This is a genomic window from Rhizobium sp. L51/94 (assembly GCF_019355555.1).
Classification (GTDB): domain Bacteria; phylum Pseudomonadota; class Alphaproteobacteria; order Rhizobiales; family Rhizobiaceae; genus Rhizobium; species Rhizobium rhododendri.
Map to the genome: position 1 here is coordinate 550,823 of NZ_CP072142.1, position 23,364 is coordinate 574,186.

At 59.7% G+C, this 23,364-nt stretch carries 19 protein-coding genes; 11 read left to right on the plus strand and 8 right to left on the minus strand.

The genetic code is table 11. From position 1 onward, the window contains the following. Positions 1-8: 8 nt before the first annotated feature. The 4 genes from J5274_RS20550 to J5274_RS20565 form a co-directional block, all read right to left on the minus strand. Positions 9-833, minus strand: coding sequence for a carbohydrate ABC transporter permease (locus J5274_RS20550; RefSeq protein ID WP_219258351.1), 825 nt, complete (start codon positions 831-833; stop codon positions 9-11). Then, positions 830-1,723, minus strand: a complete 894-nt coding sequence (locus J5274_RS20555) for a carbohydrate ABC transporter permease (protein ID WP_142830889.1) — start codon at positions 1,721-1,723, stop codon at positions 830-832. The genes J5274_RS20550 and J5274_RS20555 overlap by 4 nt, the downstream gene beginning before the upstream one ends. Positions 1,724-1,790: 67 nt before the next feature. Beyond that, positions 1,791-3,065 (minus strand): sugar ABC transporter substrate-binding protein, encoded by a 1,275-nt coding sequence (locus J5274_RS20560; RefSeq protein ID WP_142830891.1) that lies wholly within the window; start codon positions 3,063-3,065, stop codon positions 1,791-1,793. A gap of 145 nt (positions 3,066-3,210) precedes the next feature. Next, on the minus strand, positions 3,211-4,236 hold the full coding sequence (locus tag J5274_RS20565; RefSeq protein ID WP_143123151.1) for a LacI family DNA-binding transcriptional regulator: 1,026 nt from the start codon (positions 4,234-4,236) through the stop codon (positions 3,211-3,213). A gap of 268 nt (positions 4,237-4,504) precedes the next feature. Here J5274_RS20565 and J5274_RS20570 point away from each other — a divergent pair, with 268 nt between their 5' ends. Both J5274_RS20570 and J5274_RS20575 read left to right on the plus strand, forming a co-directional pair. After that, complete coding sequence (locus tag J5274_RS20570; protein WP_219275611.1) at positions 4,505-4,969, plus strand: DUF3828 domain-containing protein; 465 nt, start codon at positions 4,505-4,507, stop codon at positions 4,967-4,969. 127 nt (positions 4,970-5,096) lie between these two features. After that, positions 5,097-5,351 carry a hypothetical protein gene (locus J5274_RS20575; protein ID WP_142830897.1) on the plus strand — a complete coding sequence of 85 codons (255 nt, stop codon included), beginning with the start codon at positions 5,097-5,099 and terminating at the stop codon, positions 5,349-5,351. Positions 5,352-5,481: 130 nt separating this feature from the next. Here the strand turns inward: J5274_RS20575 and J5274_RS20580 are convergent, their stop codons facing one another. Then, entirely contained in the window at positions 5,482-6,087 is a 606-nt protein-coding gene (locus tag J5274_RS20580; protein WP_142830898.1) for a TetR/AcrR family transcriptional regulator, read from the minus strand. A 110-nt stretch (positions 6,088-6,197) separates the two neighbouring features. Here J5274_RS20580 and J5274_RS20585 point away from each other — a divergent pair, with 110 nt between their 5' ends. The 9 genes from J5274_RS20585 to J5274_RS20625 all read left to right on the plus strand — a co-directional run bounded on the left by J5274_RS20585 (position 6,198) and on the right by J5274_RS20625 (position 18,615). Beyond that, entirely contained in the window at positions 6,198-6,884 is a 687-nt protein-coding gene (locus J5274_RS20585) for a PspA/IM30 family protein (RefSeq protein WP_219275665.1), read from the plus strand. Positions 6,885-6,914: 30 nt separating this feature from the next. After that, complete coding sequence (locus tag J5274_RS20590) at positions 6,915-7,196, plus strand: YiaA/YiaB family inner membrane protein (RefSeq protein ID WP_142830901.1); 282 nt, start codon at positions 6,915-6,917, stop codon at positions 7,194-7,196. Between the two features lie 92 nt (positions 7,197-7,288). After that, positions 7,289-10,684, plus strand: coding sequence for an acyl-[ACP]--phospholipid O-acyltransferase (locus J5274_RS20595; RefSeq protein WP_219275612.1), 3,396 nt, complete (start codon positions 7,289-7,291; stop codon positions 10,682-10,684). A gap of 350 nt (positions 10,685-11,034) precedes the next feature. Next, complete coding sequence (locus tag J5274_RS20600; RefSeq protein WP_161990976.1) at positions 11,035-11,898, plus strand: ABC transporter substrate-binding protein; 864 nt, start codon at positions 11,035-11,037, stop codon at positions 11,896-11,898. 64 nt (positions 11,899-11,962) lie between these two features. Then, positions 11,963-13,579 (plus strand): ABC transporter permease subunit, encoded by a 1,617-nt coding sequence (locus tag J5274_RS20605; RefSeq protein ID WP_219275613.1) that lies wholly within the window; start codon positions 11,963-11,965, stop codon positions 13,577-13,579. A gap of 46 nt (positions 13,580-13,625) precedes the next feature. Then, positions 13,626-14,867 (plus strand): acetamidase/formamidase family protein, encoded by a 1,242-nt coding sequence (locus J5274_RS20610; RefSeq protein ID WP_209186407.1) that lies wholly within the window; start codon positions 13,626-13,628, stop codon positions 14,865-14,867. 98 nt (positions 14,868-14,965) lie between these two features. Then, on the plus strand, positions 14,966-17,266 hold the full coding sequence (locus tag J5274_RS20615; protein WP_219275614.1) for an acetamidase/formamidase family protein: 2,301 nt from the start codon (positions 14,966-14,968) through the stop codon (positions 17,264-17,266). A gap of 34 nt (positions 17,267-17,300) precedes the next feature. Then, the gene (locus J5274_RS20620) at positions 17,301-17,687 is read left to right on the plus strand and encodes a RidA family protein (RefSeq protein ID WP_209187743.1); all 387 of its coding nucleotides are present in this window, start codon (positions 17,301-17,303) and stop codon (positions 17,685-17,687) included. Between the two features lie 160 nt (positions 17,688-17,847). Continuing rightward, on the plus strand, positions 17,848-18,615 hold the full coding sequence (locus J5274_RS20625; RefSeq protein ID WP_374113761.1) for a transporter substrate-binding domain-containing protein: 768 nt from the start codon (positions 17,848-17,850) through the stop codon (positions 18,613-18,615). Positions 18,616-18,653: 38 nt separating this feature from the next. Here the strand turns inward: J5274_RS20625 and J5274_RS20630 are convergent, their stop codons facing one another. From J5274_RS20630 to J5274_RS20640, 3 genes are all read right to left on the minus strand, one after another. After that, positions 18,654-20,042 carry a dipeptidase gene (locus J5274_RS20630; RefSeq protein ID WP_209187744.1) on the minus strand — a complete coding sequence of 463 codons (1,389 nt, stop codon included), beginning with the start codon at positions 20,040-20,042 and terminating at the stop codon, positions 18,654-18,656. Positions 20,043-20,098: 56 nt separating this feature from the next. After that, positions 20,099-22,513 (minus strand): FAD-dependent oxidoreductase, encoded by a 2,415-nt coding sequence (locus tag J5274_RS20635; protein WP_219258346.1) that lies wholly within the window; start codon positions 22,511-22,513, stop codon positions 20,099-20,101. A 118-nt stretch (positions 22,514-22,631) separates the two neighbouring features. Then, complete coding sequence (locus J5274_RS20640) at positions 22,632-23,288, minus strand: TetR/AcrR family transcriptional regulator (RefSeq protein ID WP_142830917.1); 657 nt, start codon at positions 23,286-23,288, stop codon at positions 22,632-22,634. Positions 23,289-23,364: the final 76 nt, after the last annotated feature.

Below are 23,364 nucleotides of genomic sequence, written 5' to 3' on the forward strand. Positions count from 1 at the left end.
TTTCATTCCTATTTGACGGAGCCCAGCATGCCCTGGACGAATTGACGTTGCATGAGAAAGAAGACGACGAGCGTGGGCAGCGTCGCAAGCACGGTGCCGACCATGACGACACCGAAATCGGGGTAGTAGGCGGAAGCCAGTGACGAGACGACCAGCGTGATGGTCTTGGTGTCGTTCGACTGCAGCACGATCAGCGGCCAGAGATAGTTGTTCCACGCCGTCATGAAGACGATGATGAAGGCGGCCGCATAGGTCGAGCGCATCACCGGCACGTAGATGAACAGGAAGATCTGCCATTCCTTCAGCCCGTCGACCTTGGCGGCATCGCGCAGTTCGGACGGAAAGGCTTTCGTGCTCTGGCGGAAATAGAAGATGATGAAGGCTGAGCTGATTGTCGGCAGAAGAACAGCGATATGGCTGTTGATAAGACCGGCATGGCCCATCAGCACGAAGAGCGGGATCATAAGGGCGGCAAACGGGATCATCAGCGTCAGGAGGATGGCGCTGTAGACCCGCTCGCGAGCCTTTGACTTGAACATCTCGAAGCCATAGCCGGCACAGGAAGAGATGGCGAGCGTCAGCACGGTGCTGAGGATGGCGATCTTGGCCGAGTTCCAGAAGATCAACGGCACGTCGACTTGCGAGAAGAAGCCCTGCACGTTGATCCAGAAAGCCGAACCAATGGTCACGCTACCCTTGACGATGTCGATCGAAGAATTGCTGGTGCTAATGATCATCCAGAGAAACGGGAAGACCGAGATGAACGACATGACGCCGATGAAGCCATAGGTGAAAACCTGGATGGCGAGTGCCTTGAAACGATCGCCGCTCATTGGTCTTTCTCCCGTGCCGCGTAGAACTGCACGAAGGCCAGCATCGCCACCAGCACGACGATGACGTAGGAGACCGTCGCGGCATAGCCGAGGTTCGGTATGAACTTGAAGGTCAGGTTGTAGATGTAGAGCGACAGGGTCAGCGTCGAATCCGAAGGACCGCCCTGGGTGATGTTCATCACCTCATCGAACAGCTGCAGCGTGCCGATGGTCGAGATTACTGAGGTGAACAGGATAACCGGCTTCAGCAGCGGGATGGTGATGTAGACGAACCGTCCCCAGGCATTGATTCCGTCGATGCGCGCCGCCTCATAGATTGACTTGTCGATGTTCTGCATGGCGGAGAGGTAGAAAATCATGTTGTAGCCGGTCCACCGCCAGGTGATGGCAAGAATGATCAGCACCTTGGCCCAGAAACCGTCGGTCAGCCACGGGATCGGCGACGCGATGATGCCGATGGCCTCCAGCGTGCTGTTGACCACGCCCTGCTCGGCGAACATCCCTTTGAAAAGCGCGGAATAGGCCACCAGCGAGGTGACGCACGGCAAGAAGATCGCGGTACGGAACAGGCCCCGTCCGACGAGCTTCGGCATGTTCAGCACGGCCGCCAGCGACAGGGCCAGCAGGATCATGATGGGAACCTGGATGATGAAGAACGTCACCGTATTGGTCAGCGCGTGCAGGAAGACCGGATCGTTGGCGAGGCGGACGATATTGCCGAAACCGACGAATTTTACCATCGCTCCGCGGCCGGACTGGGACGACATGAACAGTGACCAGAGGATCGGATAGACCATGAACAGGCCGATCAGCACCAGCGCCGGGGCAATGAAGAGCCATCCGTTGACATTATAGAAGCGGCGAACGCCGCTGGGACGCGCAGAAGCCATCGATCGCCCTCGAAGCTGCAGAAAGAGATGGGGGCGGCTCGAAAGCCGCCCCTTCGGGGAGGAAGTCCTACTGGATCTGGGTCTTTGCCTGGGCGTCGATGGCCTTCAGCGCTTCGTCGACGGAACCGCCCTTGGCAATCGCCGGGATCTGCGCCGTTACAGCCGCATCGACTTCGTTTGTGTAGATGCCGTAATTGACCGGGGGAACCTTGGCCAGCCAATCGGCAAAGCTCTGCCACACCTTCTGGCCGCCGAAGAACGCGTCGGCCTGTTCATAGGCAGCACCGGTGCGGGCGGCCGTCAGTGAGCCGACAGCGCCACGATCGGTCAGGATCTTCTGGTAGAAATCGATGTCCTTTGCGTATTCCGCATTGAGGAAGTCGATCGCCTCGTCCTTCTGCTTGGACGCAGACAGAACGTACCAGCTGGAACCACCGAGGTTCGATGCATGCGTTGCGCCCTCGACGTTCAATGCCGGGATCGGGGCAACACCCCATTTGCCGGACTGGTCCTTCTGGGCCTTGATTGTGCCGGTAATCCACACCCCGGTCACTGTCGAGGCAACATCGCCCGAGGTGAACGTGTTGACGTAGTTCGACCAGCCGACAGCCTGCTTGGCAATGCCCGAGGCCATGATCTTGCCGAAGGTTTCAAGCGATGCCTTGAGCGCCGGATTGTTGAGGATGTTGGGGTTGCCATCCTTGTCGAAATACCAGCCACCAGCCGACTGCATCAGGATGCGGACGAGACCGGCGTCGTTCGGGTCGGTGCCCATCATTTTCTTGCCGGTCTTGGCTTCGACCTGCTTGCCGATCTCGATGAAACGGTCCCAGGTGATGTTGTTGAGATCTTCTGCCTTGAAGCCAGCGGCTTCCAGATAGTCCTTGCGATAGTAGAGGCCGGTCACGCCGGAATCGAACGGCATGCCGTAGACCTTGCCGTCGACCGTCATCAGTTCGACCTTGTAAGGGGCGAACGCCTTGTAGTCGACCTTGTCAGACATCGGCGCAAATGCACCCGGGAAGGACTGGAGATATTTCTGTGCGCCGTAGTCCTCTATGAGGACGATATCCGGCAGGCCGCCGCCAGCACCCGACGACAGGCCGGTCTGCAGCTTCTGCTCGACGTCAGCCTTGGCAAAGTCGACGACGTTGAAGGTGGTGTCCGGGTGTGTCTTGGTGTAGCGGGCGCCGGCTTCCTTCATGATTGCGACGTTGAAGTTCGGATCCCAGCACCAGACGGTGATTTCTTTTGCCTCGGCGGCTGTAACCGCCAAAAGGCTGACGCCGGCCAGAGCCAGAGCGATGATGCGCGGCGCGCGGGCGCGCAGAAAATTATCCATTGCTTCCTCCCAGAAGTCACGTTGACGAGACAAGCCTCCTGTCTCCGAAACGCAGTATTCCTCATAAAAGAAAAAGAAGCAATATTTTCAGTAAATTTTTACTGCGCTGCACAAAGAGCCCCTTTGTCGGCACTGTTTTGGCCCGTCAACGCGTGCTTTCCCGCCAGATAATGTCTGTGGATAAGATCACCGTCTTGACGATATCGCGGCCGGCAAACCGCTCCAGCAGCAGGTCGACAGCGGTCTCGCCGATCAGTTCGGCCGGGATACGCACGGTCGACAGCGGCGGATTGAGCAGCTGCGCCACCGGAATGTCGTTGAAGCTGGCAATAGCCACATCGTCCGGGATCTTGAGGCCGAGTTCCAGCATTGCCCGGTATGCGCCGATGGCCATGTTGTCGTTACAGGCGACGATGATGTCTGGCGGCGACGCGATCTGCATCAGGGATTTCGCAAGGGTGTAGCCACTGTCGGGGGTGAGGTGTTCGGTAACGCAAAGCTCCGGGTCGAAAAGGTCGTGCTGCTTCATCCACTCGATATAGGTCCTGCAGCGCCGCTCGGTGAAATGATTGGGGACCTGGTTGATATGTTCGAGCCAGCCAATGAAGCCGATGCGCCGGTAGCCGCGGTCGCGGAGTGCCGAAAGCAGCTTGCGCATGGCCAGCTGGATGTTGCTCTCGACACTGTCCTCGAGGTCGATCTGCGGTGAAAAGTCCGCAAAAACCACCGTACGGCTGTGTTCGCGCAGCCATTCCACCTCCTCGTCGGTGTGGCGGCCGATGGCGATGACGCCCGAGGCCTCGCGCAGGAGTGTGGCATCCGGCAGGCTGTCGGCGTGGTAGACCTTGACCACATCGATCTGCAGCGCGCGACAGCGGTTCTCGATGCCGAGGCGAACGCCGATATAGTAGGGATCTGTCAGCTCCTGCGGCGGCCGCAGGAAGTGGACGAGGGCAATCCGCCCCGCACCGGAGACCAGTGCTTGCGCGCCATTGAGGCCGTTTGCCCGGTTGCGGCTGCGCGGCGTCGCGTAGTTCAATGCCTCGGCGGTTTCGATGACGGCCTGGCGCTTGGACGCGGAAATCGACAAGGTCGCATCGTAGTTCAGGACGCGGGAAACCGTAGCCGAGGAGACGCCGACCGCATTTGCTATTTCCTTGATCGTCACCATTCTACTGATTGCCTATCACTGCAGCGCCGCAGTGCCGAGTCTGCCCCAAGATTATATTCATATTTGCGCTTGCGGCACCGCAATGGGAAGCCTTTTCCATCAGTAAATTTTTACTTCCTGTATGGGGTGCGATGCAGCAAGGTCCGAATTTTATTCCGCGCGGCTTTGGGCGGGCGACAATCGCCGGCAGGCTAGCAACCCAGGAATGAACTCTGGATATCGGATTTCTCTTCCGTTAGCCTGCTCCCTGTCTCGAGAGGAGTCCTTCATGCGCCTGCCTGCCTTCGTTTTCGCCGTTCTTGCTGCCGTCGCCGCCGGTCCAGCCTTTGCTAGCAGTTTTGAAACACCGCAGTCGCTTTTGAAGGCGCTCTATGACGACAAGGTCGGCTCGTCGGATCCCGCCTCCGTGACCCGGTACCAGGACTACTTTTCGGATCATCTGAACGGCCTGTTCAAGGCCGATGCGGCAAAGACCGACCCCGGGGATTCGCTGTCTCTAGACTTCGATCCCGTCATTGCGGGTCAGGACGGGGAGGCCGAGCACCTGAAGATCGGCAAGCCGGACATCAAGGGCGACAGGGCGACGGTCTTGGTCAAGTTTATCAACGGCGTGCCCGTAACCTTGTACTACAGCCTTGTTCACCAGGCCGACGGCTGGAAGGTCGACGACATCGAGGACAAGGGCGCGCAATTTCCCTGGAAGGTCAGCGCTATCTTTGCGGATGCGAAATAGCATCTCGGGCGCCACCCAGATGTGTATCGCAGCTTGAAGTCGGCACGCCGATCAGTCATGCCGTTCGCCACGCTGGATGCCGCCGGTCAGCCGTGCGATATCATGGCGCCAAAACAAGGAGGCCGCGATGGCTCTGGACCCGATCAAAGTTCTGAACGACTACGCCATGGCCGATTGCTCCGTGCAGTTCTGGGTTCCGGGCGCGACGGCCGTGCAATTCCGTGGCCTGAAGGCGGCCGTCAGGTACGCCAAGGAAAATGCCGGCCGCTGGAACGAAGTCGAGATCACAGTCCACCTGCCGCAGGAAGACATTGTCTACGCGACTGACAAGGTCCACCGCCTGATAGACGCTCTACGCCCGCCCCGTCGCTCGAAATCCTAGCAATTTCGCTCGACCCCAAAAAGGCAATCGCGTGGGCGATGGCGGATAGCGTTGTAAACTACGGGCCCGTCTGTTCTCGTGTTCAAACAGTGGGAAGCCTGCCGGCGAAGTTGCAGGGTCGCTCGGAAATTCAACTCGTCCGTATTGTTCCCGCTGCGATGGTAAGCACGAACTGGTCGACCTCGCGTTCGAGGCGTTCGAGTGGGAGGCCGACGAAGCGGCCTGCCAGGCTGATGCTGATGACGCCGTGAACGGCGCCGAAGAGTGTCCTCGCCCGGATCGATCTTTCTTCCGCCGACAAACCGGTCTGGAGTCCGGCAACCGGTTCGGCGATGACTTCCATCAGGGCCAGGTGCTCGTCGAGATGCCATTGCGGGGCAAGGCGTCCATCGGCAAAAACATGGTCGAAGAGCGCGCTCCAGAGATTGCGATGGGCGACGGCAAACTTCAGATAGCCTCGCGCCAAGTTGCGCAGCCGGTCCGTCGGAGAGCGATCCCCGACTTCGCCAAGGACCAAAGTCTGCTCAAGCATCCGCAAGGTCGCGGAGTTCACGTGGATGACCAGGTCGTCCAGATCCTTGAAGACCGTATATAAACCACCGAGCGCGCAGCCTGCATCGAGAGCGACATCGCGGGCCCGCAGGTTTGAAAGCCCTTCCGCTTCGATCCGGCGCCTTGCGGCCTCTATCAGCCGCACCTTCAAATCCTCGCGCTTCATCTCTCTTTTGCCGGCCAAGCGACTATCTCTCTGTAAAAGTGAACGACGTTCATTTTTATTCTTGAACAATGTTCATGTATGTGTCACATAGGTATTCATGAACATTGTTCATAAACGGGAGCGTGAAAATGATCAAACAAATTCGTACCTTGATCCGCGGCAGGCTTTTCGAAGCACAAGAGGCTGTCGTCGACCGAAATGCAGCGGTGTTGCTGGACCAGCAGATAAGGGATGCGGCAGGCGACATCCAGTCAGCACGGCGGGCCGTGGCGGTTGCCACCGCCCAGAACGAGCAGGAGAAGAGCCGGCGCGCAGTTGTCGTCTCGCGGATCGCCGATCTCGAGGCGCGGACCATGGCTGCTCTTGAAAAGGGGCATGATGTGCTGGCCCGGGAAGCGGCCGAGGCGATCATCCAGCTGGAAGCGGACAGGGATACATCAGAAAAGGCCGAAGCCCAGTTCACAGCTTCTATCGGCAAATTAAAGAGCCTGGTCCGGGCGGCAGAAGCGAGGTTGCAGGAACTGCAGCGCGGCCAGCGCATCACACGTGCGACAGGCCAAGTGCAAAAACTCAATAGCCTGATCCATGGTGTCGGCTCAGCCTCGCTCGACGAGGCCGAACAGACGCTGGCCCGGCTCAGCGAGCGCCAGATGCGGAATGACATCGCCACCTCGGTCCTGCGGGAATTGGATGGCACGAGAAACACCGCTTCTGTCCTCGAAAAACTCGCGGATGCGGGTTGCGGCGCGCCGCTGCGTGTTTCCGCTGACGAGATACTGGGCCGCCTGCGCACTCGCATGAACTCCGCCGCTTAGATCAACATCAACTGACAAAGGACGACGACAATGAACGACAGTTTCCAGAAGCACTCGTCAAGCTGGATCAGCTTTTCTTATGTCTCATTCGCTTCTGCTGCCATCATGCTGGCGGTCGGGCTTTACATGATGCCCCTCGATCTCTGGGGGAAGGGATACCTGACGATGGGTATCGTCATGCTGGTCCAGACAACCGTCAACATCACCAAGACCCTCCGCGACAATTCCGAAGCTGAAAAGCTGATCCGCAAGGTCGAGGATGCCCGCACCGAGAAGCTCCTGGTCAATTTCAACCGGTCTGGCGAGAACTAGTTTCGTTAACTACACGACAGAGTTGTTAGGTGCGGAAACCGTTGCGTAACAACTCTGTGGCCCTCTCTCCACTCATCTCCAGGAGTACCGACATGCAACGCAATCTGATGACCTCAAGGAAATTCGCGCCACTTTTTTGGACGCAATTCCTGACCGCGTTCAACGACAATTTTCTCAAGCAGACGCTGGTTTTCGTGATCCTCGTGCAGATGGCGGCAGAGGGGGCCTCGCTGGTCACCCTGGCCGGCGGCATCTTCATCGTGCCGTTCCTGCTGCTTTCCGCCATTGCCGGCGAACTGGCGGATAAATACGACAAGGCGAAAATGGCGGAGCTTCTGAAACGCTGGGAGATTGCCGTCGCTGCCATCTCGGTCGTCGGCATTGCGTTCTCCTCGATCTCGATCCTGATGATCGCCCTTCTCGGCTTCGGCATCATCTCAGCTCTGTTCGGGCCCATCAAGTACGGCATTCTGCCCGATCATCTTCATCGCAACGATTTGCCCAAGGCCAACGCCTGGATCGAGGGCGGCACCTTTATCGCCATCCTGACCGGCACCATCGTTGCGGCGCTCGCCTTTACCAAGGGCGATAATGTCTGGGTGTTCGGGCCGATGATGATGGGCCTGTCGTTGCTTTGCTGGTTTTGCGCCCGCCTCATCCCGCCAACAGGGGCAAAGGCGCCGGATCTGGTTGTCGACCGGAATGTCCTGCGCTCGAGCATCCGCCTGATCAACGAACTGCGCGGAGATACACGGATCTGGCGCTCCGCCCTGATGAACTGCTGGTTCTGGTTTGTCGGCGCCTTCGTCATGTCGATGCTGCCGGTCATGATCAAGGAGATCCTCGGCGGGTCGGAAATTATCGTTCCGGTCTATCTCGGCGTCTTTGCAATCTCCATTGCCATCGGCTCCGCTATTGCCGGCTGGATGTCGGCCGGCCGCGTGGTCCTTTTGCCGGCTCCGATCGGCACGCTGATCATCGCTCTGTTCGGCCTCGATCTCGCATGGAACCTCTGGGGCCTCACCTCCATCACCCAGGCCGAGACGATTTCCGCATTCTTCGCCGGGCCGCACACCATCCGCGTGGCCATCGATCTTGCCGGCATGGCAATCGGCGGTGCCTTCCTCGCTGTTCCGACCTTTGCCGCCATGCAGAGCTGGGCAGACGAACATCGCCGTGCCCGCGTCATAGGGGCTGCAAATGTGCTGTCCGCGCTGTTCATCGTCGTCGGGCTTGGACTCGTTGCCCTCCTGCAGGTGGTCGGCATGTCGATCCCGGCCATCATCCTGACGCTGTCGGTCATCAACGCCGGCGTTGCCTGGGTGATGCTTAGAACGCTGCCCACCAACGCTTTTCGGGATTTGATCTCAATCCTCTTCCGTGCCTTCATGCGCCTTGAGGTCGAAGGGCTGGAGAACATCAAGAAGGCTGGACCCGCGCCGATCATCGCCTTGAACCATGTTAGCCTGCTCGACGGCGCCCTGGCGCTTGCCATCACCGAGGAGGAACCTGTCTTTGCTATCGATACCAATATTGCCCAAGTGTGGTGGGTGAAGCCATTCCTCAAAATGTGCAAGTTCCTGCCGCTCGACCCGACCAAGCCAATGGCGACGCGGTCGCTCATCAAGGTCGTTCAGGACGGCAACCCGATCGGCATTTTCCCCGAAGGTCGGCTGACCGTTACCGGTAGCCTGATGAAGGTCTATGACGGCGCCGCCATGGTGGCCGACAAGACCGGGGCGATGATCGTGCCCGTGCGCATCGATGGCCTCGAAAAAAGCTACGCCTCCTACATGAAGGACAACCACGTCCGCCGCCGTCTCTTCCCGAAGGTCAAGGTGACCATTCTGGAGCCGGTGAAGCTTGAAGTCGCCGCTGATCTCAAAGGCAAGAAACGCCGCGTTGCTGCTGGTGCGGCGCTCTATCAGATCATGTCGACGCTGATTTTTCGCACGACGAATACGGATGCTACGCTTATCGAACGCGTCATCCAGACAGCAATCACCATGGGCGGAAAGACGCTGGCGGTCGAGGATCCGATAGCTGGAAAGCTTTCCTATTCCAAGCTTTTGACGGGGGCTGCCGTTCTCGGTGCGCGCTTCAAGACCATGTTTCCGAATGAAACTACGCTGGGCATCATGCTGCCCAACGCCAACGGCACGGCAGCCACCCTGCTCGGCGTCATGTCAGCGGGCAAGGTTCCGGCCATGCTGAACTTTACAGCGGGTGCGGCTAATGTCTTGTCCGCCTGCAAGGCTGCGGAGGTCAAACACGTGCTCTGTTCGCGGGCCTTCGTAACCCAGGGCAAGCTCGGCGCCCTCGTCGAGGAAATGCAGCGCGAGGTGAAGTTCGTCTGGCTGGACGAACTCCGCACGACGATTTCAACCTTCGAAAAAATCCGTGGGCTGTTCAACAAATATCGCCCGCTCGTCCGTCGTTCGCCAGAAGACCACGCCGTTATCCTGTTCACGTCGGGCTCTGAGGGCTCGCCGAAGGGCGTGGTCCTCACTCACCGCAATATCCTGTCGAACGCAGCACAGGCAGCAGCGCGCATCGACTTCCACCCGGGCGACAAGGTTTTCAATGTCTTGCCTATGTTCCACTCGTTCGGGCTGACGGCGGGAACCGTGCTGCCGCTGATTTCCGGCGTACCGGTGTTCTTCTACCCGTCGCCGCTGCACTACAGGATCGTGCCGGAACTGGTCTACGTCTCCAACGCCACGATCATCTTCGGCACCGATACCTTTCTCAACGGCTATGCCAGAACGGCGCATCCCTACGATTTCCGGTCCATTCGCTATATCTTCTCCGGGGCAGAACCGGTGAAGCCTTCGACCCGCGAGACGTATACCGAGAAGTTCGGGCTCCGGATTCTCGAAGGCTACGGCGTCACCGAGACTGCACCGGTGATTTCGCTGAACACCCCGATGTACAATCGCTCCGGAACGGTCGGTAAAATCCTCCCCGGCATGGAATGGAAACTGGAGCCTGTTCCCGGCATCGACGAGGGAGGCCGTCTTCACGTGCGCGGCGCCAATGTCATGGCCGGCTATCTCAGGGCTGAAAACCCCGGTGTCCTCGAGCCCCTGAAGGACGGCTGGCACGATACCGGCGATATCGTCACCATCGACGACGACGGTTTCGTCAGGATCCGCGGCCGCGCCAAGCGCTTTGCAAAGATCGCCGGCGAAATGGTTTCCCTGGCGGCTGTCGAAGCACTGGCCGGAGAATTGTGGCCCACCGCGCTTTCCGTTGTCTCGGCGCTGCCGGACGAGAAGAAAGGAGAACGGCTGGTCTTGCTGACAGATGCGCCTGCCGCCAGCCGATCGGCCTTCTCGGCGTTCGCGAAGTCCAAAGGAGCAATGGACATGATGGTTCCCGCCGAAGTCACCATCGGCGTGGTCCCGGTGCTGGGCTCCGGAAAAGTCGATTTCGTGTCCGCGCGGAAGCTTGCCGAGCAGAGGTCACAGCCGCAGCAGGTCGCTTAGCTGCTCATTCGTCCCTCCAGTGAAGACGCGGGGCAGGGCTCACTCCTGTCCCGCACATCCTGCCCACTGATTTGAAGCCGCAAATTCGAAGAGCGTAAAACGGCGTCAGGACGACTAATTAGCGGCCATGCATCGCCTAAATAATATGCGCAACATGAGAGGCGCGATTTTTTCGGCATAAATCTACAATAAATCGTGTGGCTTGCGACAATCGCTCCCATCGGCAACATCGCTAAGCTTCCCTCCGTCGAGTGCAGAACACTGCACCACTCACAAGAACGGAGCGGGAAATGATGAAGCTGAAAAATGGGAGCCGCAAGGCACTGAAGCCATGGCTGGGCCTGTGCATCATGGCGCAGTTGTTTGTAGCGACGGTGACCGGCGCAACGCTGGTTTCAATGGGAGGTGCCGAGGCGGCTTCCGCGACGCCTGCCGCCTGCGCCGATCTGCAAGCCAAATACCCGGCCCTGAAAGGCAAGACGCTCGTCAATGCCATCAATCCGCATACGCCCGGCTACGAGACGATCGACCCGAACAATCCGGACGCCTATATCGGCTTCGACGTCGATTTTGGCGAAGCCATCGGTGATTGCCTCGGCTTCAAGCTGACTTACAAGCCGGTGACCTTTGCCGCGTTGCTGACCACGGTCCAGGCCGGCCAGGCTGATATCGTCATCTCCGACATCTACGCAACGAAGGACCGTGCCAAGGCCGCCGACTTCGTGACTTACCTGAAGGTCGTCGACGGCGTGCTCGTCGCCAAGGACAATCCGAAGAAGATCACCGGCATCAATATCTCGCTGTGCGGCGCGGTCGCGGCTGAAAACACCGGTTATGTCGAGGTGCCGCTCATCCAGGCGCTGGAAGCAGAATGCAAGGCTGCCGGCAAGCCGGCGCCTGAAATCCAGCTCTACGACAATAACGACAATTGCATCCAGGCGATCCTCGCCGGCCGTGCCGATACTTACATCAACGACGCCAACACCGTCGATGGCGCGGTCAAGGCCTATCCGGACAAGCTCAGCAAGGCCACCGCAGTGACGCTGCCCTATTCGGTCGGCATCGCTGTGCCGCGCAACAATGTCGCATTTCGCGATGCAGTCGTTGCGGCCGTGACGGAGATCCAGAAGTCGGGCCTGCAGCTGGAGCTGATGAAGAAGTGGAGCCTGCCGGCAGACCAGATCGAAGCGCCTTCGCTCATTCTGGCCGACTAATGCACCTTCTCCCGGCCGGGCTCATTGGCCCGGCCGCTTTTCCCTGGACATTGCGAAGGCCATCATGGATCTTTTCCTCCACTATCTCAGCCAGCCCTACCTCATGACCGGGATCGTCTACACTCTCCTGATCACGGTTTTCGGTCTCGCCGGCGGCTTGGTCATGGGCCTTCTTCTGGCCGGCATGCAATTGAGCCGGTTTCGCGCCCTTTCGCTGCTTTCCCGCACCTACGCCATCATTTTCCGCGGCACGCCGCTCATTCTGCAGATGATCTTCTGCTACAACGTTTTGCCGATGGTCGGCATCAAGCTGACGGCCATCGAGGCAGCCAGCCTTGCCCTTGCTCTCAATGAAGCGCCGTTTATCGCCGAAATCATCAGGGCCAATGTCATCGGCGTCGATCGCGGCCAGGTGAGTGCCGCGCAGGCCTTGGGCATGACGCCAGGTGCCATCATGTGGCGCGTGATTGCGCCGCAGGCGATGCGATCAATGGTGCCGGCGCTCGGCAACGAAGCCGTCAGCGCGCTGAAGAATTCGTCGCTTGCCTCTGTCGTCTCCGTGCAAGAACTGACGCTTCGAAGCACACAGCTGGCGTCTGCAACGTTCGACTTCTTTTCGATCTTCTGCGCCTCCGGGCTGATGTACCTCATACTGACCGGCGCAATTGCGATCATCCAGATTGTCGTCGAAATGCTTCTGGATCTCGATCGCCCCAAACCCAAGGAACAGATAGCACGGTTTTTCCGCGCGCTATCCCCGGGCCGCGCTGTGATAGCCACCACCGCGACGCCGGCTGCTGTGGGCACGGATATTCCGGCAGCGGAACGCGATCCGCTGCCGCCGGCCTCGCCGAAAGTGACGGCGGCGGCGCGCGGCATCGATCGACAGGCCCGCGCCGCACGGCTGGCCGGAAACCAGGTCGCGGTGGACGTGCGCGGCCTGCACAAGGCCTATGGCCCGAATGTTGTTCTCGACGGCATCAATCTGACAGTCAAGGCCGGCGAAGTCGTGGCCCTGCTCGGACCAAGCGGCTCCGGCAAGAGCACCTTGCTCCGCTGCATCAACCGTCTCGAAGGCTGGGAGGAGGGCTCCATCGAGGTCGGGGGAAGGTCTCTGGCGTTGAATGAAAGCGGCAGGACCCTGTCGCCACGGGCAATCGCGCAGATGCGGGCCAGTGTCGGTGTCGGCATGGTGTTCCAGCAGTTCAATTTGTTCGCCCATCTCACGGCCAGGGAGAACGTCGCCGATCCGCTGCAATGGGTTCAGCGGCTTTCACGCCTCGACGCAAATCGTCGGGCCGAAGCGCTGCTGCAGAGAGTGGGTCTGTCACACCGAGCCGATGCCCTGCCGCGCCATCTGTCCGGCGGCCAGCAACAGCGTGTCGCCATTGCCCGCGCCGTTGCTCCCGGTCCGACCGTCCTTCTGCTGGACGAACCGACTTCGGCACTCGATCCGGAACTGGTCAACGAAGTGCTCGAAGTCATTCGCCGCCTTGCTGTCGAAGACGGCCTGGCGATGATCATCTCCACCCATCAGCTCCGTTTTGCTGCCGAAGTCGCAGATCGCGTTGTCTTTCTCTCCGGCGGCTCCATCGTCGAGGAAGGACCGGCCGAGGAAATACTGAACAGGCCCCGGCATCCGCTGACGGCGCGCTTCCTTAGTAAGATGGAAGGCGAGTGAACCTGCGGTTCCTGCCTTCCAGTCTGTATTCTCAAAGAGGTCTTCCATGACGAACCATCATTTGCCAGCGACGTCTTCCACCGTCCACTGGGGCTATTTCAGCAAGACGCTTGCCCCCGTGCTGACGCTGAAATCCCATGACCGCGCCACCATCGAAACCATCACCCACCATGCCAATGACGACTATGATCGCATGATTGCCGGAGATGCTGAGGCAGAAAAGATTTTTCGCTGGACGAGCGAGCAGAAGACCATGGGCCGTCGTGGCGCCGGCGCTACCGAGGGTCCGTTCACCCATGGCGCCGGCGAAGGCCTCGGCGTGCATCTGCTGACGGGTCCGATTGCCATCGAGGGTGCAGAGCCCGGCGATGTGATCGAAGTCCGGATCCTGAATGCCTATCCACGACCCAGCGCCAACCCCGCCTATGAAGGCCGCTATTTCGGCTCCAACCCATCGGCAAACTGGGGCTTTCAGTACAATGATTTGGTCGAGGAGCCGAAGCAGCGGGAAGTGGTGACGATCTACGAGCTCGATATGAAGGAGCCCGCCACCGTCTCGGCCGTATACTCCTACCTTTGGACGCCGCAGACCGATCCGGATGGCATTGTCCATGCGACGATCGATTATCCTGGCGTCAGGGTGGACCACAATACCGTTGTCAAGAAAGACGGGGTTCTCGCAGGTATCAAGGTGCCGGCCCGCCTGCATTTCGGCACGATGGGGCTGGCTCCGGCCGAAGCCGATTTCGTCAGCACGATCCCGCCGAACTATACCGGCGGCAACATGGACGATTGGCGGATTACCTCAGGCGCTCGGATGTATTATCCGGTCGCGGTGCCCGGCGGCCTGTTCTCCGTCGGTGATGCCCATGCCTCACAAGGCGATAGCGAGTTGAGTGGCACCGCGGTCGAGATATCGCTGACGGGAGAGTTCGAGTTCATCCTGCATAAAAAGGCAGACCTGCCCGGCACCGTGCTCGAGGGGCTGAACCATCCGCTGCTGGAGAATGACGACGTCTGGTCGGTCTACGGTTTCAGCTACGCCAACTATCTGTCCGAGCTCGGTCCCGATCACCAACAGGAAATTTTAAAGCGGTCCAGCCTCGATCTCGCCATGCGCGATGCCTTTCGCAAGCTCCGCCGCTTCCTGATGACGGCGCATAATCTGTCGGAGGACGAGGCAATTTCGCTGATGTCGGTGGCTGCGGATTTCTCGGTGACGCAGGTCGTCGATGCCAATTGGGGGGTCACCGGTTCGATCCGGAAATGCGTGTTCGCCAGCAAATGACGAGCAGGCTGGCATTCTCTTCTTCGCATGTGCAATATGGATCCGAAGGGATCCAGGCGGGGGCTGTTGCAGACCCTGCCGCCACTGCAGATCAAGGGATGACCATTAGGCAATTTCTCAGCGAAGCCTATCCGACACGCTCTCGAAAAGGGGCGTGGCAGGATATCCTGTCCGAGTTCGGCCTTAGATCCGATGCTGCCGATCAGGGGCTGGAAAGCTTTGCCACGGCCTCGCTGAGGGGCGATCGTCAGTCGTTGCTCCTGGCGCGCCTGACCGCCGGCGACCAGACGTTGTCCCCGCTCGTCCGGCGACCCGGCGGCCCGATTGCACTGATCTCCCTCGACGAAAGCCTTGAGATGCGGCTCGGCAGCGAGACGCTGTTGATCGAGGCTGGTAGTCTGGTGATCGTGCCGGCTGTCGGCGAGTGGCAGCTATGCCTTCGCAAGAGCGCCCGGATGATCGTTCTTTCCATTGCGGACAGCCTGTTTCCCGGCCACAAGGCCGGCCTGCAGACCTTGAAGGCGCCGCGGCATTACGTGGCCACAGGGATTGCGGCAATATTCATAAAGACTGTCGAGACGGCCGCTGGCGAGATGGATAGCGTTTCGGAGTTGGAATGGCGATCGCTCGAAGGCGCCCTTGCGGATCTGTTTGTCGCCATCGTCCTGCAGGCCGAGACACATGACGCCGCCGCAAGCCCCGGTTCAGCGGCGCTATTTCATCGCGTCACGCTGGGTATCGAGCGCCATCTTCACGAGCCGGAATTGACCGCACTGCGCATTGCGCGCCTCGAAGGCATTTCGGAACGCTACCTGCAAAAGCTGTTCTTGCAGAACGGCGAAAGCGTTAGCAACTATATTCGTGAACGCCGTCTCCAGCGTGCGAGGGCAGCGCTCGTCGCCCCCGGCGAGATCCGTCTGCCGATTGCCGAAATCGCCTATAGCTGCGGTTTCGGAGATGCAGCCAATTTCAACCGTCTGTTCAAGGAGCGCTTCGGCCTGCCGCCGGGCGCATTTCGCAGCCGGCACCTGGAGAAGCTGGCTGCCAACACGAATGCAGAGCAGCGTGGCTGGCCGTTGAGCGCGCTGGTCGCCAAGCGGCTCCAGCAACGATCTATCGACACGGGCGATGCATTTGCCGATAGCGATGGCAGCGAGGCCGAGGCAGGCTCATCGGTCCATCACGTTCTCGCCGCCTCTGCTGCGACCGTGCACTGGGGCTATTTCAGCCGGGCGCTGCCGCCTGTCCTCGAGATCCGCTCGGGCGATACCGTTGAAATCCAGACGTTGACGCAGCACGCCTCCGACGCGCCGGAACTGATGATCCACGGGGATGCGGGGGCCGAGGACGTGTTTTACTGGACTGCCCAGAAAAAGTCCGTAGATCGCCGGGGTGCGGGTCCGATCGACGCCTCGATTTACGGCCGCGGTGCGGGCGAAGGCTTCGGGGTCCATATCTGCACGGGGCCGATCTATGTGAAGGACGCGGAGCCGGGCGACGTCATCGAGGTCCGCATCAATTCGATTTCGCCACGACCGTCCAACAGCCCCGGCTATGAAGGACGAGCTTTCGGCAGCAGCGTCGCTGCCTGGTGGGGTTACCATTATAACGAGTTCATTCAGGAGCCCAAAGCGCGTGAAAATATCACGATCTACGAAGTCTTCGCAGACGAAGGCTATGCCGAGGCGCTGTATTCCTATCTCTGGCAGCCGCAGGCCGATCCCTTCGGGGTCGTTCACCGAACCTATGATTATCCGGGCGTTCCGGTCGATCGAAGCTCGGTCGAGATTTGCTCGCCTGTTCTGGAGGGCGTCCGCATCCCGCTCAGGCCGCATTTCGGCGTAATCGCAGTGGCACCACGCGAAGCGGAGCTGGTCGATTCCGTGCCACCCTCCTATTTCGGCGGCAATCTCGACAATTGGCGGCTCGGCCAAGGATCCGCCGTCTACCTGCCGGTATCGGTGCCGGGTGCGCTGTTGTCGATCGGCGATCCCCATGCGGCGCAGGGCGATGGCGAACTTGGCGGGACAGCCATCGAGTGCTCGATGACCGGCGACGTCACCGTCATCCTGCACAAGAAGGGCGAGCTCTTTGTGGAGTTGAGCTATCCCTTGCTCGAAACGCCGACGGAATGGATTTTGATCGGTTTCAGCCACCCGAACTACCTCGCGGAATTCGGCAAGAAGGGACAGGGAGAGGTCTACGCAAACTCTTCGCTCGATCTGGCGATGAAGGACGCGTTCCGAAAAGCCCGGCGTTTTCTCATGGAAAGCAAGGGACTTACGGAAGACGAGGCGATCGCTCTGATGTCTGCAGGGGTCGATTTCGGCGTGACACAGGTCGTCGACGGCAACTGGGCTGTCCATGCAATCATCAGGAAATCCCTCTTCAAGGTATAAATTTCAAAGTCTTCAAGGATAAAGGAAATCGATCATGCAGTTCCACATGATAGCCGGCGGCCCCAAGCCCGTTGCACCGTTTAGCCATGCCGTCGAAGTCGATGGCACGGTGTACGTAACAGGGCAGATGCCCGACACGCCGGAAACGCCCGGCCAGCTACCGGAGGGCATCGAGGCCCAGACACGCAACGTCATGGCAAATCTGCTCACCGTCCTCTCCGGCCTCGGTCTCGGTCTGGAGCACATTGCGATGGCGCGCATCTACCTGACGCATTTTGACGACGACTATGCCGCCATGAACGAGGTTTATCGCAGCTATTTTCCAGAAGGCCGCCTTCCCGCCAGAACATGCGTTGGCGTGACGGGCCTCGCCTACAACGCCCGCATCGAGATCGACCTCGTCGCCAAGCGGCCGTCTTGATGGGATAGCGCAGGAGGGTGGGGTAGGGGGCTACCTACATGTGATGCAACAGGGTGACAGACCATTCCCTTCATTGATTGGAATGAATCTTGCATCGTCATCCGTCATCAGGTGCCGACCTCTTTGCTCGAGCACCAAAATTGATGGGAAGAGATATTTTATGAAGTTTTCGATTGCGATGGCTTTTGTCGGCCTGATGGCGGCGGCGCCTGTTTGCCATGCGCAGGATGGTGCATTGGCTGCCATCAGGCAGGCTGGTGTGCTCAAGGTAGGTACGACGGGCGACTATAAGCCGTTCAGCTACAAGGGTGCGGATGGCGCGCTGGTCGGTGCCGATATTTCCATGGCAAAGGACCTGGCGGCAAGCCTCGGCGTCAAGGTGGAATTCGTGACGACCACCTGGAAAACCATGCTGGACGACTTCAAGGCGGGCCAGTTCGACGTTGCCGTGGGCGGCATTACCGTCAATCCGGCACGCGCCGAGGTGGGCGACTTTTCGTTGCCAAACGTCAGCGACGGCAAGCGACCCATCGCTCGTTGCGCCGACAAGGACAAATACACGACGATCGAAGCCATCGACCAGCCTTCGGTGAGGGTGATCGTCAATGCCGGCGGCACCAATGACAAATTCGCCCATGAGCACTTTACCAAAGCCGCGATTGACGTTCTTCCCGACAACAAAATGATTTTCGATGAGATTGCTGCCGGCAAGGCCGATGTCATGGTAACGGACGGAATTGAAGCCGACCTGCAATCGAAATTACACAGCGGCGTCCTTTGCCCGGCGGCAGTCAAGGAGCCTTTCACGCACTTTCAAAACGCCTATTTGTTGCGCAAAGATCCTGAGTTGAAGGCGGCTGTCGATGCTTTTGTAAACAAGGAACTGGCGAGCGGAGCATGGAAGCAGAAACTTGACGCCGCCATGTAGGCAAAGGCGATGCAAGTTCGCCCCCACGTTTGCCTGTTTTACGAAGAAGATCGGGTCCAGTTCTGGGCTTTCTCAAAAAGCCGCCCATAGACTTGCTGGCCTCGGCGAAAAACGTCGAGGCGGAAGAATTCATTAGGGGCATGCAGGTTCTCGTCGCCGTGGGAAAAGCCGAGCATGACCGCATGTAGCCCCAGAATATCGACAAATGGCGAGAATGCCGGGATCGAGCCACCGGCCCAGATACGGTAGGGGGCCTTACCATAGACTTCCTCGAGCACATCCCCTGCCAGTACGCTTGCAGGGTGGATGTCCGGAATGCTGAAAGCGCGGGCTTCCCGCTCGGTCGCGGAGAACTCCACGGCAACCCCCGGCGGGCAATGGGCTTCGACATGCTTGCGGATCGCCTCCGTAAGTTTCTCCGACGATTGTGCATGAACGATCCGGCAGGTGAGCTTGGCACTGGCTGAGGCAGGCAGGACGGTCTTTGCGCCTTCGCCCTGCCAGCCGGATGTCAGGCCATTCACATCCAGCATAGGCCGTGCACCGATGCGCTCCAGCACGGAGTAGCCGGGCTCCCCGTGGGTCGAAGGGGCGCCCGTTGCGTCGAGATAGTCATGCTCGTCGTAGGGCAACAAGGCTATGGCGTTCCGCATTTCCTGCGTCAGGGGAACGACGTCATCGTAGAAACCTTCGACCGTCACCAGCCCATCCGGTGATTTCATCGTTGACAGGATCTGCGCCAGTGCCATGGCCGGGTTGGCTATCCCGCCGCCGTGCAAGCCGGAGTGCTGGTCTGCCTTCGGCCCGGTGACCTTAATTTCAAAAGCCAGCGTTCCCTTCATCGCCTGCATGATCTGCGGCTGGTCCGGTGCCCATTGCAGGCCGTCGGCCGAAAACGCCATGTCGGCCTCAAGACGCGCAGCGTTCTCCGCGATGAATGCCCGCAGCGAAGCCGAGCCGACCTCTTCCTCGCCTTCGAACAGGAATTTCACATTCACTGGCAGGGTGTTGGTGGTCTTCAGCATGGCTTCGACCGCGAGGATCGGGGTCAGCATGCCACCCTTGTCGTCGGATACGCCACGTCCCCAAAGCTTGCCGTCTCTCAGCGTCGGCTCGAAGGGAGGGTTGTCCCAGAGATCCAGCGGTTCGGCAGGCTGTACGTCGAAATGACCGTAGATCAATACTGTCGGCTTTCCCGGACCCGCATCCAGCCATTCGCCATAGACGACGGGGTGCCCTTTGGTCGGCATCACCTCGGCCTTTTCGACACCTGCCGCCTTGAGGCGGGAGACGACCCATTCGGCGGCGCGATAGACATCGCTCGTGTTTTCCGGCTTGGCCGAAACGGACGGAATGCGCACGAACTCCGTGAGTTCGTCGATAAAACGAGACTGCTCTTGATCGAGGTAGGACGACCAGTCCATCATTTTTTGCTCCACCTTCACGTATGCCTGTCATTCGCTCGTTAGCCGGGGTGTGTGCATCAGCTGCGCATCGCGCGCCCGGCTGGATCGTAAGGCGAGTTGGGAATGATCCGCGCCGCGCGGGGCTGCCCGACGACGTGGACCACAAGCTTCATGCCTTCGGCTGCAAACTGCCGATCGACGAGGGCAAGGGCGATGCTCTTTCCAAGTGTATGGACGTAGCCGCCGGAGGTGATGTAGCCGATCAGGCTGTCTTCCTTCCAGACCGGTTCGTAGCCGCTGGCATCGGCATCGGTCGCGTCGACTTCGAGCGTGACGAGCACCCTGGCAGCTCCACCGGCGTTACGCTCCGCCAGCGCCGCCTCCCGGCCGACGAAATCACCCTTGTCGAACGCTATGAAGCGCTCCAGCCCGGTCATTGAAGGCGTGTAGGCCTGGGTAAATTCGCGCGACCAGATGCCGAAGCTTTTCTCCAGACGCAGGGCATTTGTCGCGCCATAGCCGATCTCGCGAAGGCCGGCATCTTTGCCAGCGTCCAGCAGGATGCGGCGGAGCGTGGCGTGTTCGAAGGCCCGGCAGTTGATCTCGTAGCCCAGTTCGCCGGTAATCGAGAGCCTTGCCACCCGGGCCCGAATAAGGCCGATATCGATTGTATCGCAGCCCATGAAAGGCAGCGCGGAGCGCGCTATATTTTGATGGGTGAGACTTTGCAGGATCTCCCGGGAGGCGGGACCGGATAGCGCGAAACCGGTGAAGTCGTCCGAGATGTCATCTACGGTCACGTCGCAGGAAAGATGGCTCTCGAACCAGCGCATGTGCCAGTGCCTGAGGTAATAGGAGCCCATGATCCACCAGCTGCCATCGCCCCAGTTGAACAGCGTCAGGTCGCCCTTCAGCTTGCCGCTGTCCGAGAGCATCGGTGCAAGCCTTGCCTGCCCCGGTTTGGGCAGGCGACATGCGAAGGTCCTGTCGAGCCAGCCCTGCGCGCCCGGACCCGATACCCGGTAGCGCGAGAAAGCAGACGTATCCAGGAGCCCCGCTTTCTGGCGGACGGCAGCGACTTCGGCGCCGATGATGGCATCTGCGTTGGAGCGCTTGAGGCTTGGTTTTTCGACGAAGTCGGGGTCGGCGAAATAAAGCGGGATTTCAAGGCCCCAGCTGCTGCCCCAGCGGGCGCCGGCCGCAGTCATCGCGTCGAACGCGGGTGGCGTGCGCAACGGTCTTCCGGCCGGCAATTGCTCGTTCGGGTAGCTCATGACGAAGCGGCGCGAGTAGAACTGTCCTGTCGTCTGGCGAATATATTCGCGGTTGGAGGCGAAATCGCCGTACCGGGCGATATCCATACCGAAGATGTCCGCCTCGGGCTCGCCGTGCACCATCCACTCGGCCAGCGACTTGCCGACGCCGCCGCCCTGCAGGAAGCCCGCCATCACACCGCAGGCAACCCAGTAGTTCGGCACGCCGCGCACCGGCCCGACAAGCGGGTTGCCGTCCGGAGAAAAGGTGAAGGCGCCGTTGACCCATCGCTTGATGCCTGCCGTCTGCAGGCACGGGAAACGCTCGAAGCCGAGTGTCAGCTCGCTGGCAATGCGGTCCGTATCCTCCTGAATAAGCTCAATGCCGAAATCCCATGGCGCGCCGTCCATGTTCCAGTGCCGGTAGTCGGTCTCGTATATCCCCAGTAGCAGGCCTTTCTGCTCCTGTCGCATGTAGGTGAAGCCTTCGAGATCGACGATCATCGGCAGTTCGTGGTCGAGAGCCGCAATTTCCGGGATAGACTCCGTGACCAGATAGTGATGCTCCATCGGCGTCACCGGCAGGTCGATGCCGGCCATGCGGCCGATCTGCTTGGCCCAGAGACCGCCTGCATTCACCACATGCTCGGCGATCACGGTTCCTTTTTCCGTGACGACGTTCCAGGATTTGTCGGGACGTTGCGTCAGTTCCAGCACCCGGTTGTGCTCGATGATCGTGGCGCCGCGTTTTTTGGCGCTGCGTGCATAGGCATGCACAACGCCCGACGGGTCGATATGCCCCTCGCGCCCGGCATACAGGCCACCCAGCACGCCTTCGATACTGACGATCGGGCAAAGCTTCTTGATCTCTTCGGGGCCGACGAGGTGGACGTCGGATATGCCCATGGTCTGGAAGACGCGGTAAGTGGATTGCAGCCATTCCCAGCGTTCGGGAGCGGACGCAATGGAAATGCCGCCGGTCATGTGCATGCCGATATTCTGGCCCGATTCAGCCTCTATCTCCGACAGAAGGTCGATCGTGTAGGATTGCAGCGCAGCGATATTGGGATCGGCATTGAGGGCGTGAAAGCCACCCGCCGCATGCCAGCTCGATCCCGCCGTCAGTACGTTCCGCTCGAAGAGCGCCACATCCGTCCAGCCGAGCTTCGCCAGATGATAGGCCACAGAGGCGCCGACAACCCCGCCACCGATAATGGCAACTCGGTAATGGCTTTGCATGGGTCCGGTCCTTTCCATGTTGGCGGGCAACGTTCTCTATTTCCAACCTGCCAATAATGGACACTAATGTCTATGAATTTCAAGGCTTGAATTTCTCTCTGCCTAGCCGCTCGGCTGCTCAGACGTCCGGGTGAAAGCGACGAGCGAACCGCCTGAAGGCCTCCATCTCATCCTCCGTCACATGCTGTCCGCTGAACGCCAGGACGTAGGATTCCACATAGGTAAACCTGACCTTCATGCTCTCCGGTACATCGAGCGCATAGTGACCGATCTGCGTGAAATAGAGGACCCGTGCCCTAACAAGAGCTTCCTTGGCGGGGTAGCCGTGGCGAATGAACATCTTCTGTAAAGCGTCTACGCGCTGATCGTCTGCCTGTACCACCACGGCGTTCACGGACGAGGAACGCTTAGCCCAAAACCGCACCGCCATATCGAGCTGGAAGTCGAAAAGGCTGGCGTCCACCCAGCATTCGAAGACGTTGAGGATTGCCTGCGTTATCGTGTCTGCCGGTCGCATGGCACGCTCGATGATCGGGCCCGTGTTCTTGCGGAGCCACAAATCGAGCATCTGGGCGTGAAGGTCCTTGGTGTTCTTGAAGAAGAAATAGAAGCTCGAGCGGGACACGCCGAGTGTCTTGGCAATGATCTGAACCTTGACACGATCTATCCCGTCGCTGATCAGCGCCTGGATGGACAGGTCGAGCCATTCCTCCTTCGTCGTGCGGCCAACCCTCTCTGGGGCATCGGCCTTTACCCTGGTGTTGCTGCTACTCATGCCTGCACCCGTAGTTTCATCTTCGCTCATTATCAAATAGCCCATGCGCCGGATAAAGTTCTGGCGAAATGCAGGA

Coding starts and splice junctions, on each gene's coding strand:
- J5274_RS20550 (WP_219258351.1), bottom strand. CDS start 833: ATGAGCGGCGATCGTTTCAAGGCACTCGCCATCCAGGTTTTCACCTAT.
- J5274_RS20555 (WP_142830889.1), bottom strand. CDS start 1,723: ATGGCTTCTGCGCGTCCCAGCGGCGTTCGCCGCTTCTATAATGTCAAC.
- J5274_RS20560 (WP_142830891.1), bottom strand. CDS start 3,065: ATGGATAATTTTCTGCGCGCCCGCGCGCCGCGCATCATCGCTCTGGCT.
- J5274_RS20565 (WP_143123151.1), bottom strand. CDS start 4,236: ATGGTGACGATCAAGGAAATAGCAAATGCGGTCGGCGTCTCCTCGGCT.
- J5274_RS20570 (WP_219275611.1), top strand. CDS start 4,505: ATGCGCCTGCCTGCCTTCGTTTTCGCCGTTCTTGCTGCCGTCGCCGCC.
- J5274_RS20575 (WP_142830897.1), top strand. CDS start 5,097: ATGGCTCTGGACCCGATCAAAGTTCTGAACGACTACGCCATGGCCGAT.
- J5274_RS20585 (WP_219275665.1), top strand. CDS start 6,198: ATGATCAAACAAATTCGTACCTTGATCCGCGGCAGGCTTTTCGAAGCA.
- J5274_RS20590 (WP_142830901.1), top strand. CDS start 6,915: ATGAACGACAGTTTCCAGAAGCACTCGTCAAGCTGGATCAGCTTTTCT.
- J5274_RS20595 (WP_219275612.1), top strand. CDS start 7,289: ATGCAACGCAATCTGATGACCTCAAGGAAATTCGCGCCACTTTTTTGG.
- J5274_RS20600 (WP_161990976.1), top strand. CDS start 11,035: ATGGCGCAGTTGTTTGTAGCGACGGTGACCGGCGCAACGCTGGTTTCA.
- J5274_RS20605 (WP_219275613.1), top strand. CDS start 11,963: ATGGATCTTTTCCTCCACTATCTCAGCCAGCCCTACCTCATGACCGGG.
- J5274_RS20610 (WP_209186407.1), top strand. CDS start 13,626: ATGACGAACCATCATTTGCCAGCGACGTCTTCCACCGTCCACTGGGGC.
- J5274_RS20615 (WP_219275614.1), top strand. CDS start 14,966: ATGACCATTAGGCAATTTCTCAGCGAAGCCTATCCGACACGCTCTCGA.
- J5274_RS20620 (WP_209187743.1), top strand. CDS start 17,301: ATGCAGTTCCACATGATAGCCGGCGGCCCCAAGCCCGTTGCACCGTTT.
- J5274_RS20625 (WP_374113761.1), top strand. CDS start 17,848: ATGAAGTTTTCGATTGCGATGGCTTTTGTCGGCCTGATGGCGGCGGCG.
- J5274_RS20630 (WP_209187744.1), bottom strand. CDS start 20,042: ATGATGGACTGGTCGTCCTACCTCGATCAAGAGCAGTCTCGTTTTATC.
- J5274_RS20635 (WP_219258346.1), bottom strand. CDS start 22,513: ATGCAAAGCCATTACCGAGTTGCCATTATCGGTGGCGGGGTTGTCGGC.
- J5274_RS20640 (WP_142830917.1), bottom strand. CDS start 23,288: ATGAGTAGCAGCAACACCAGGGTAAAGGCCGATGCCCCAGAGAGGGTT.